Raw genomic sequence first — 10,199 nt, forward strand, 5'->3', positions numbered from 1 at the left:
CACTGCACGGCCGACGCGCAATTTACTTGGCGCTCAGTGGCTCGCGGCCATGGCTCCCGGCTTCTTGGGCTTGGGCACCAACCAGACCGATACCGCCGCGACCACGAACACCGCCGCGGCGATGTAGTAGATGTGGAGTAGCGCGAGCGTCGACGATTGCCCGACGACGATCCGCTCGAGCGAAGCGCGCGCCTGGTCGGCGGTGAGCCCGACGCCCTGCAACCGGTCGAGCAGCCCGCCGGCGTCGTTCATGCGCCCGACGATCTCCGAACGGGCGACGTTGGAGCTATTGTCCCACGCCGTGGTTGCGAGCGCGGTCCCGATCGCGCCCGATAGCGTCCGCATGAAGCTTTGAATGCCCGCGGCGCTATTGACCTCGTTGGGCGGCACCGCGCCCAGCGCGAGCTGGGTCAGGCCGATGAAGAAGAAGGGCATGCCGAGCCCGAGCAGCAGGTGCGGGATCGCCAGCGTCCAATAATCCGGCGCGGGGTCCCAGCGCGTTCGGAGCAGGGTCACGAAGCACAGCCACATGATCCCCATCGAGACGGTGACCCGCAGGTCGACCTTGGTCGCCAGCCGCGCGGCGACGGGCGACAGCAGGACTGCGAACACGCCGGTCCAGGCGACCACCCGCCCGGCCTCACTCGCGGTATAGCCAAGCGACTGCTGCAGCCACAGCGGCGTCAGCACGACCTGCGCGAAGAAGGCGCCGAATCCCATCCCGATCGCCAGCGAGGGGAAGAGGAAGCCGCGGTGCCTCAGCACCTTGATGTCGACCACTGGGTGGCGGTCGGTCAGCTCCCAGATGATGAAGGCGATGAGGCCCACCCCGGCGACGATCGCCAGCTCGGTGATCCACCAGCTCGCAAACCAGTCATTGTCGCGCCCGGTGTCGAGCATGATCTGGAACGCCCCGACCCACAGAATGAGCAGCCCCAGCCCGACCACATCGATCGGCTGCTTGAGGCGCTTGGTTTCGAACGGCGCGACGATCCGGATCGAGAAGATGATGCAGGTGGCGACGACCGGCAGGTTGATGAAGAAGATCCACGGCCAGGTCCAATTGTCGCTGATCCAGCCACCGAGGATGGGCCCCAGGATAGGCGCCGCGGTGGTGGTCATCGCCCAGATGCCGAGGCCCGCGGCGGCACGGTTCTTGGGAAAGATCCGCAGCAACAGGATCTGGGTGAGCGGCATCAGCGGCCCGCCCGACAGGCCCTGCAGGATGCGGAACAGCACCAGCATGCTGAGCGAGGTCGAAATGCCGCACAGGAAGGAGAAAATGCCGAAGCCGATCAGCGAGAAGACGAACCAGCGAACCGTCCCGAACCGCGCCGACAGCCAGCCCGTCAACGGGACGGTGATCGCGTCGGCGACGGCGTAGGAGGTGATGGTCCACGTCGCCTGGGTCGGCGACACGGCGAGGCCGCCGGCGATATGCGGCACCGAAACGTTGGCGATGGTGGTGTCGAGCACCACCACGAAGTTCGACAAGGCGAGCGCGAAGGCGCCGAGCAAGAGCTTGCCGCCCTGCAGCGGCTCGGGCTCTTTCTCCTGCGCCTTAATCGCCTTGATCGCCTTGAGCGCCATCAGCGGCCCCGGGTGTCGATGGTCGCGTCCATGCTCAGCCCGACCCGCAACGGATGCTGCGCCAGCTCCTTCGGGTCGAGCGCGATGCGGACGGGCAGGCGCTGCACGACCTTGATCCAGTTACCGGTCGCATTCTGCGCGGGGATCAGCGCGAAAGCCGCACCGGTGCCGCCCGCGAAGCCGACCACCTTGCCGTGGAAGACGACATCGCCGCCATAATAGTCGGAGGTCAGCTCGACCGGCTGGCCCGGGCGGACCTGCGCCAGCTGGTTTTCCTTGAAGTTGGCGTCGACATAGGCCTGGGCGATGGGGACCAGCGTCATGATCGGCGTTCCCGCCGCCACCCGCTGCCCGACCTGGACCGTGCGGTTGGTGACGACGCCGTTGATCGGGGCGCGGATCACCGTGCGGGCGAGGTTGAGCCGGGCCAACTCGACCTGAGACTGCGCCGCGCGGACGTCGGGTGCGGTGCCGATGGTCGTGCCCTGGATCACCGCTGCGCTCTGCTCGACCTGGCCGATCGAGGCATCGCGGGTCGCCCGCGCGGTTTGCACAGCGGCGGCGGCCTGGTCGCGCGCGGCCCGGGCGGCGGCGTAAGCGGTGCGGGCTGAGGTCAATTCCTCACCGCTGACCGCGCCGGTGCCCCCGAGTGACTGGCGCCGGGCCAATTCGGCCGCGGTCCGGTTGACCTCGGCGCTGGCCGAAGCAAGGCGCGCTTGCGCCTGCTCGATATCACCGGTTCGGGCGACAGCCTGGCTACGCGCGGTCGACACGCCCGCGGTGGCCTGCCGATAGCGCTGCTGGGCCTGCGCCAGCGCCGATTCGGCGTTGGTCAGCGCCAGCCGCGCGTCGGTGTCGTCGAGGACGACGAGGATGTCGTTGGTCTTCACCGTCTGCGTGCCCGACACCAGCACCTTGACGACATTGCCCGCGACCAGCGGCGTGACCTGGGCGGTCTCCGCGCCGACATAGGCGTTGTCGGTGCTGACACGGCCGGATTGGGTGATGCGGTGCCAGACGAACCAGATCAGGCCCGCGGCGACCAGCACGATGGCGAGGATGACGAACAGCTTGCGCCGGTTCCGCGTCGGAATCGCCGGCTCATTACTGCCGCCTGGCTGGCCCGCGGCGGGTTCCTGCGCGGGGACCTGCTCGTCCTTGGGCGGATCGGCCATGGGATTGTCGGCCATCAATGAACTCCAGTCATGGTCGAAGGAGCGCTGGCGAAGCCGCCGCCCAGCGCGCGGATGAGGCTTACCTGCAAGGTGAGGGTGCGCGCCTCCAAGTCGGCCACCGCGCGGCGGCTGAGGAGCAGCTGATCGTCGGTCAGCAGCACCGCCAGCTGATTGGTCAGCCCGGCGCGATAGCGCAGCTCGGCAACCCGCTTGGCGTCCTGCGCCGCCGCCAGCGCCGCACGCTGTTGCGCCAGCTGGCCCTGCAGCGCACGCAGGCTGCCAGCCGCGTCGGCCACTTCGCGCAGCGCGGTGACGATGTTGCCTTCATATTGCGCCACGTCGCCGTCGTAGGTCGCGCGGGCCCCGCGATATTGCGCGCGCAGGCGGCCACCCTCGAAGATCGGCAGCGAGATCGCCGGTCCGGCATTGAGGTAGAGAGAGTTGCTCGAGAACAGATTTTCGAGCCCGAGCGCTTGCAGGCCGATCAGCCCAGCCAGGTTGATGTTCGGGTAAAAGGACGCCTTGGCCGCCTTGATTCGCGCCGCCCCCGCTTCGGCCCGGAGGCGCGCCGAGACGATGTCGGGACGGCGACCGAGCAGGTCGAGCGGGAGGTTGGCGGGAAGGGCGGAAGGCTGCGAGCGGAGCGTCGGGCGAGTGACGTGAAGGCCCCGATCGGGGCCCGCGCCGGTCAGCGCCGCCAGCCGGTTGCGGGTCAGGACGAGCTGCTCGTCGAGTGCCTGGACGTCGGCCGATGCGCCCGCTGCGCGCGCCCGGGCCGCGGCAACGTCGCCCTCGGTTCCGAGGCCCGCGCGGACTCGCTGCCCGGTCAGCGTCGCGGTCTGCCCGCGCACCTGCACGGCCGTCGCGGCGACGTCGCGCTCGGCGTAGAGCCTGGCGAGGTCGGCATAAGCGGTGGCGATCGCGGTCGACAGCATCAGCGCGGCCTGCGCCTGGTCGACCCGCGCCGCTTCCGCTTCCGAGCGGGCGGCACGCAGCCGGGCGCGGTTGCGACCCCACAGGTCGAGGTCGAAATTGCCGCTGAGCGTGATCCGCCCGGTATCCTGGATTCCCGGCGGCACAAATTGCGGGGGGATGCCAAGATTCTTGCTCTGCTGGACGATCCCGACCGTGCCGTCGGCGGTGATCGTCGGCAACGTCGCCGCGCGGCTCTCGTCGGCCATTGCCTCGGCGGCGCGGACCCGGGCCGCCGCCAGCTTGACGTCGGGCGCGCCCTGCAGCCCCTCGGTGATCAGTTCGGTCAGCTGCGGGTCACCAAAGCCCTGCCACCATTGATCGGTCGGAAAGCTCGCGGTGCCTCCCGCCAGGCTGGTGGCGGTTGTGGTGGCCGGGTGATCGGCCAGCGACGGGGCAGGCGGCAAATGCGGGACGGCGGCGCAGCCCGCCAGCGCGAGCATGGCAAGGACCGGAGCTGAGTTGATCGGGCGCATGCAAAGGACCATACTGAATAGTACGGCTCGCGCCCTGACGTCCTGCCGCAGGTGAGTCAAGGAGAAAGATACTGGGCGGTATAGAAATTGTCGAACGCTCAGCCTCTGCGGCATCGCAACGCCGTGCGCGGCTGGTCGAGATCGCACGCGCGGTGTTTTTCGAGCATGGTTATGGCGCCACTTCCATGTCGCGCATCGCGGAGATTGCAGGGGGGTCCAAGACCACCTTGTGGACCTATTTCCCCAGCAAGGAGGCGCTGTTTGCGGCGGTCTGCGACGATCTGGTCGAGCGGTATGGCCGGGCGCTGACGACGCCGATCGACCCGTCGGCGCCGATTGCCGAGCAGTTGCGGCTGTTCGGCAGCGCCTTGCTCGACACCGTGCTCAGCCCGCCGATGATCGACCTCCAGCGGCTGGTGATCGGCGAGGCGGCGCGCTTCCCCGAGATGGCAAGATTATTCTTCGAGCGCGGCCCCGCGCGGGGCAAGGCCCGGCTAGCTTCCTTGGTCCGCGCGGCGATGGACCGCGGCGATCTTCGCGCCGCCGATCCGGCGCTGGCCGCGAGCCAGTTCGTCGGCCTGCTCCAGGCGCGTTCGTGGCACTGGCTGCTGCTGGGGCTGGTCGAGGATTATCCGGCCGAACAGCGAATGGCGGAAATCGAGATGGCGGTCGCCAGTTTCCTGACCGGCTGGAAGCCGACCGACTGAGCCTACCAGCGAGTCGATACGCCAAGGCGCACGCTACGCGGCCTCAGCGGTGTGATCTGGTCGCGGGCGACCAGCGTGAATGGGTTGCCGTAGGAGAAGCGGTTGGCGGCGGCGTTGCCGAGATTTTCGGCCGCGAGCGACCAGTGGAAGCCGCGCCAATCGATCCCGGCGGCAGCGCCCAGCAGCAGGTAGCGCCCTTGCGCAATATCGAACAGGTCGCCCGTGCCGAGCACCGAGCGGCCGACGTAGCTGGCACTGAATTTCAGGTTTGGCGCCCCAGCTAACGCTCGCCAACGATATCCCATTTCGCCCGACGCCGAGAACAGCGGCGTGTTGGGAAGGCGCCGGTTACGCCGCTGCGAGAGGTCGGCCATCGGCCCCGTGACGCGGTTGCGGCTGACCAGGAATGAGCCTTTGGCGGTGAGGTCGGGCAGCGGTGTCCACTCCGCATTGCCTTCCCACGACAGGATGCGCGCATCGCCCAGATTGACCGTGTTCGGCGTCCCGCGCCGGGTGATAAGGTCGGCCTGGATGTCGTTCCAATAGGTCAGCGACACAGTGCTGCCGATGCTGAGGCCGGTCGCGCCGCGCTTGAGATGGCGGACGCCGACCTCGCTCATGCGCACCGTGTCGCTTTCGAAGTCGCTGACCCGGCCGACGCCGGGGGCCACCGCGAGCCCGCCCGTGCGGAAACCCGACTGGAGCCGGGCGAAAATCGTGGTGTCGGGGCGGACTTCCCACACCAGTGCGGCGGTCGGATCGATGCGCCGGGTCGGGTGGCCGCGCACGAAGGTGCCGGGGCGCGGGTTGATCGAGGGGTCGCCATCGACCCGCGCCGTCGTGACGCGGGCACCGAGGGTGGCCGACAACCGCCGCGACAGCGGCCGGGTCGCCTCGACGAAGGCCGACAGCGACGTCGTCTTGTTGGTGACGCCCGTGACGCTGACCGGCTGGTCGACGAAGAAGAAGGTCCGCGCCAGTGAATCGCGATTATCGATCAGGCCCACCCCGACCACCCAGCTCGCCCCGTCGGGCAGCTTGCGGCTGAGTCGGCTCTCGTGACTGAGGAGGCGCTTGTGGCGCTCGGCTACATAGGTGACCGGCAGCAGCGCGGTCGCGCCGGTGGCATCGAACTGGTCGGTCGAGCGATAGCCGACGATCGCGGTGGTCGACTGAAATTGCAGCCCGTTACCGAACTGCCGCCCCACCGACAGGCGGCCGAGCGCGAACTGATTACGGTAAGGCTGGGCGATCGCCGATCGGCGGCTCAACGCGGGGGCGCTGCGCAACGCATATTGGCCGTCACGCGAACGGATCGCCTGGAAGACGCCGCCGGCCTCGACCTGCCAGCCGGCGCCCGGACGGAAGCGCGCGGTCAACCGGCCGCCGCGCGTGGTGGTGCGGTTGATGTCGTTCGCGCCGCGCCGCAGATCGTTGAGATAGCCGCCTTCACGGCTGGCATAGCCGACGGCGCGCAGGCCAAGCACGCCGCTAACCAGCGGCAGGTTGAGCATCGCCGCACCGTCGGCGCCGGGCTCGCCCTCCTGCGTCGCCGTGATCCCGACGCCGAGTGCGCCACCGGCATTGCCGAGGTCGACCGGATTGGAATTGACCCGGATCACGCCGCCAATGGCGCCGCTTCCGTAAAGCGTGCCCTGCGGCCCCTCGAGCACGTCGACACTGCTAACGTCGTAGAGCCGCAGGCCCGGGTCCGGCCCGGTATAGTTGAGCTGGACATCGTCCCAGTAGAGGCTGGTCGGCGACTGAGTGCTGCCGCTGAAACTGCTGTCGGCGATGCCGCGGATGAACAACTTGTCGCGGCCGGGACCGAGATGGGTGCCTTGGAGCACCGGCATGGTTTCGCCGAGGTCCGACAGGTCGCGGGCGCGGCCGCTCGACCCGGCGCGCAAGGGGTCGATGCCGCTGACCGAGGTCACGGCGCCGGGGTAGCGGATCAACGGGGTCTGCTGCTTGCTGGCCTGAACAATGACGACTGGCGGGGCCGCTTCGGCCACTTGCGGTTGCCGGACGAGAGGCTGACGCCGCGGCGCCGCGTGGGCGGCGACTGGCGGCGGGGCGGGGCGGCGGCGAATCACGAACGCTCCGCTGGCGAGGCGAAGCGCCTCGAACGGCGTTCCGGCGAGCAATTGTTCGAGCGCGGCGGCGACCGGCAACCGACCACGCACGGCGCGTGAACGGACGCGGTTCAGCCCGCGCTCGGTGCTGACGATCTCGGCGCCCGCCTGGCGGGCAAGCGCGACCACGGCCACGTCGAGGGTAGCATCGGGAATGTCGATGATTGCCGGGGGAGGAGCTGCGAACGTGGGCGCCACCGGCGCCAGAGCGAGGACGAGCGCGCTAGCGCCGGACCGGATCCGCGCTCGACAAAACCCACCCCTCGCCGTCACGCCGCCACGTCGTCCCAATCAGCGCCGCCAGGTGCGGTACATCGCGCGCGGCATCCCCAGTCAGCTGGACCATGCCGGTAAACGGACGGTCGGACAAGTTCGGCCCCAGCGAGATGTGCAGCGCGTACAGGCGGTTGAGCCGTTCAACGACACTCGCCAGCGGCTCACCCTGGAAGGTCAGCGAGCGGCTACGCCATCCGCCGACCGCCGCCGGATCGATCCGCGCGCTTGCCAGCGCGTCCTGCGCCGCGACCGCAACCGCCATGTCGCCTCGCCCGAGCGTTAGGCGGTGCTGAGCGCGGCTCACCGCGACCGACCCTTCGGAAACCGCCACCCGCACGGCATCGCTGTCGCGCATGATCGCGAAGACGGTGCCGAGGTCCTGCACCGCAATGTCGTTGACCTTGACGGTGAAGGGATGGCTCGAATCATGGCGGACGTGGAAGACGGCCTCGCCGCGCTCGAGCATCGCGACCCGAGTGCCTGACCCGGTCACGCTGAGGCGCGAACCGCCGCCAAGCTCGACCGACGACCCATCCGCGAGCGCGATCGTGCGCGCGCTGCCGGCGGGGGTCTCATAAATGCTCGGAGCCGCCGCGCTTCGCAGCGCGGGCACCAGCAGCAGCGCGACTGCAGCGGCAGCGGCGGCCACGGTGCCGCCACCGACGAGCCAGCGGGCACGGCCGGCAAGCGGCAGGTTATCGTTGGCGCTCGGCGCGCTGACCGGCAGTTCGGCGTGGCTGAGCGCGGTCGCGTCGGGCAGCAGGCCGTCAACCATCGCTACCTGATCGTAGGCGTCGGCGTGCTTGGGTGCGGCCTCGAGCCAGCGGGTGAAATCTTCCCACGTAGCATCGTCAGCCTCCGCGAGGCGGAGGTGCCAGGCGATCGCCTGATCCAGCACTGATCCGCCTTCAGTCGACACGCGAGCTTGATCCTTCACTGCCTAGACGGCGCCAGCCGGGCGATTCCGCACCCGCCGGTTTCGCCGCGAAACTGATAATTTGCGCATAAGCCTTGCGCAGCAGCTTCTCGACCGCGCTGACGCTCACCCCCAATTGCTCGGCGATCTCGCGCTGACCAAGGCCCTCGATCCGGTACAGCCGGAGCGCCGCTGCCATCCGTGGCGGCATCTTGGCGATCAGCTGGTTCGCTTGTTCCAGCATCTCGCGCGCCAGCAAGGTTCGCTCGATCCCGGGAACATCGTCCGGGCCAGGCTGGTGGTCCGCCCAGGCGACGTCGCGCGCGGCGCGCCGGCTCGCGGCGATCCGCCGGTCGGTCGCCAGATTAGCCGCGGCCCGAAAGAGGAAAGGGGCGGGTGCGTTGATCGGCCGCGCACTCATCTGGCCGAGCTTGAGCCACAGATCCTGTAGTACATCCTCGGCATCGTCGGCGCTTTGCAGACGCGCGGTCAGCATCCGCAACAGCAATGGCCGCTGCGCAAGGAACACCGCCTCCAGCCCTGCCGAACCACCCTCCATCAGCCCAAGCATCGGGGGCAGAAAGATTAAATGCAAGTAACCCGCTGCGGCTTCGGACCCGACGCGCCGTCTAACGGGCAGTAGCCACCGAGGATTGTGCAAAAATTCTATGGCCTGGGCCGCTCCGCTCGCTTCCATGCACCGCTCGTTCGAGTTGCGCCTGCCGATCGGCCGCCAGGCCGCGATCGGGCCGCGACCGCGGATGGGCGTGGTGATCCATGACTTCGCACTCGGCGGCACCGAGCGGATTGCCGTTCGCCTCGCAAATCACTGGTCGCTGCTCGGGGTCGAGGTCGAGCTCTTCTGCGGCGCCCGTAGCGGGCCGCTGATCGATCTGCTCCATCCGTCAGTGAAACTGGCCGGTCCGGAACTTCCGATCGCTCGCGGACGCGGTTCGCTGCGCCGCCTGGCGCTCGCCGCCCGCGCGCATTTCGCGGCCCATCCGGTCGATGCGGTCTACATTCCCGGCAACACCCACTGGCCGGTCGCCGGGCCGCTCGCCAGCCTTCCGGCCGCAATCCGCCCGCGGATCATCGCGCAGGTCAGCGCCGCCTTGTCCAAGCCCCAGCGCGGGCCTCTTCGCCAGCGCCTGTTCGAGCATCGCATGCGTTCGAGGCTGCGCCACGTCGACCAGGTCGTCGGCATGTGCTGGGGCGCGGCGCGGCAGGCCGGACGGATGCTCGGCCGCACCGACGTCACCGCCATCCCGCTGCCGGCACTGGGGCAGCGCCGTGAACGGCTGCGGGCGCCGGTCGCTGGCGACGCACCGGTGATCTTCGCCGCCTCACGGCTGGTGCCGGGCAAGGGCATCGAGACGTTGGTGCGGGCCTTCGCCGCGGCCCGTCATCCCTTGGCGCGGCTGGTGATCGCCGGCTCGGGCCCGAACGAGGTGGCGATCAGGGCGTTGGTGAGCGAACTCGGTCTTGAGGCGCGGGTGCAATTGCTCGGCTATGTCCCCGACATCCGCCCTTGGCTCGATCGCGCCAGCTTCCTCGCGATGCCTTCGGAGCATGAGGGCTATGGGGCCGTCATCATCGAAGCACTGGCGGCGGGCCGGCCGGTGCTGGCGACCGATTGCTCGCCGGCGGTGCACGAATTGCTCCACGATCCGCAGGCCGGACAAGTGGTGCCGATCTGCGATGTCGGGGCGCTCGCGCGCGGCATCGAGCAGATGCTCGCTCGCCCCGCGGTCGACCCCGCCGCGCTCGCCGCATTGGTCGAGCGGTTCCGCATCGGCCCGGTCGCGCGCCGCTACCTCAGCCTCGTCGGCATCGCTCCCGGCTTCGACGGGCAGGCGGCGCGGCTACTGGTCTCGGCCAACGACACCGCCGCGCTCGCCGCCGATTGCGCGATGGAGCGGGCCGCGCTCTAAGCACGCTCCACCGGGAGCAGA

At 69.3% G+C, this 10,199-nt stretch carries 8 protein-coding genes; 2 read left to right on the plus strand and 6 right to left on the minus strand.

Annotated features, from left to right (window positions below):
* Positions 1-33: 33 nt before the first annotated feature.
* From GCU42_RS02170 to GCU42_RS02180, 3 genes are read right to left on the minus strand one after another with little or no spacing between them, the layout of a single operon-like run.
* Positions 34-1,590, minus strand: a complete 1,557-nt coding sequence (locus tag GCU42_RS02170) for a DHA2 family efflux MFS transporter permease subunit (RefSeq protein WP_114228050.1) — start codon at positions 1,588-1,590, stop codon at positions 34-36.
* Positions 1,590-2,780 (minus strand): efflux RND transporter periplasmic adaptor subunit, encoded by a 1,191-nt coding sequence (locus GCU42_RS02175; RefSeq protein ID WP_205214992.1) that lies wholly within the window; start codon positions 2,778-2,780, stop codon positions 1,590-1,592. Before GCU42_RS02175 ends, GCU42_RS02170 begins: the two co-directional genes overlap by 1 nt.
* Entirely contained in the window at positions 2,780-4,180 is a 1,401-nt protein-coding gene (locus tag GCU42_RS02180; RefSeq protein ID WP_240309490.1) for an efflux transporter outer membrane subunit, read from the minus strand. The genes GCU42_RS02175 and GCU42_RS02180 overlap by 1 nt, the downstream gene beginning before the upstream one ends.
* Positions 4,181-4,353: 173 nt before the next feature.
* On the opposite strand from GCU42_RS02180, the gene GCU42_RS02185 reads away from it, so the two are divergent.
* Entirely contained in the window at positions 4,354-4,920 is a 567-nt protein-coding gene (locus tag GCU42_RS02185) for a TetR/AcrR family transcriptional regulator (protein ID WP_275887919.1), read from the plus strand.
* A 2-nt stretch (positions 4,921-4,922) separates the two neighbouring features.
* Here GCU42_RS02185 and GCU42_RS02190 read toward each other — a convergent pair whose 3' ends face one another.
* The 3 genes from GCU42_RS02190 to GCU42_RS02200 are packed head-to-tail and all read right to left on the minus strand — an operon-like array spanning position 4,923 to position 8,806.
* On the minus strand, positions 4,923-7,253 hold the full coding sequence (locus tag GCU42_RS02190) for a TonB-dependent receptor (RefSeq protein ID WP_240309489.1): 2,331 nt from the start codon (positions 7,251-7,253) through the stop codon (positions 4,923-4,925).
* A 25-nt stretch (positions 7,254-7,278) separates the two neighbouring features.
* The gene (locus GCU42_RS02195) at positions 7,279-8,250 is read right to left on the minus strand and encodes a FecR family protein (protein WP_114228047.1); all 972 of its coding nucleotides are present in this window, start codon (positions 8,248-8,250) and stop codon (positions 7,279-7,281) included.
* Positions 8,240-8,806 (minus strand): RNA polymerase sigma factor, encoded by a 567-nt coding sequence (locus tag GCU42_RS02200; RefSeq protein WP_114228376.1) that lies wholly within the window; start codon positions 8,804-8,806, stop codon positions 8,240-8,242. The genes GCU42_RS02195 and GCU42_RS02200 overlap by 11 nt, the downstream gene beginning before the upstream one ends.
* Before the next feature lie 136 nt (positions 8,807-8,942).
* Here GCU42_RS02200 and GCU42_RS02205 point away from each other — a divergent pair, with 136 nt between their 5' ends.
* Positions 8,943-10,178 carry a glycosyltransferase gene (locus GCU42_RS02205; RefSeq protein WP_162789255.1) on the plus strand — a complete coding sequence of 412 codons (1,236 nt, stop codon included), beginning with the start codon at positions 8,943-8,945 and terminating at the stop codon, positions 10,176-10,178.
* Positions 10,179-10,199: the final 21 nt, after the last annotated feature.

The organism is Sphingomonas ginsengisoli An et al. 2013 (genome assembly GCF_009363895.1).
Classification (GTDB): domain Bacteria; phylum Pseudomonadota; class Alphaproteobacteria; order Sphingomonadales; family Sphingomonadaceae; genus Sphingomicrobium; species Sphingomicrobium ginsengisoli.

What these genes read in the sequence shown, in the direction of transcription:
- GCU42_RS02205 (WP_162789255.1), top strand. Translation starts at nt 8,943, where the DNA reads ATGCACCGCTCGTTCGAGTTGCGCCTGCCGATCGGCCGCCAGGCCGCG.
- GCU42_RS02200 (WP_114228376.1), bottom strand. Translation starts at nt 8,806, where the DNA reads ATGGAGGGTGGTTCGGCAGGGCTGGAGGCGGTGTTCCTTGCGCAGCGG.
- GCU42_RS02175 (WP_205214992.1), bottom strand. Translation starts at nt 2,780, where the DNA reads ATGGCCGACAATCCCATGGCCGATCCGCCCAAGGACGAGCAGGTCCCC.
- GCU42_RS02170 (WP_114228050.1), bottom strand. Translation starts at nt 1,590, where the DNA reads ATGGCGCTCAAGGCGATCAAGGCGATTAAGGCGCAGGAGAAAGAGCCC.
- GCU42_RS02180 (WP_240309490.1), bottom strand. Translation starts at nt 4,180, where the DNA reads ATGCTCGCGCTGGCGGGCTGCGCCGCCGTCCCGCATTTGCCGCCTGCC.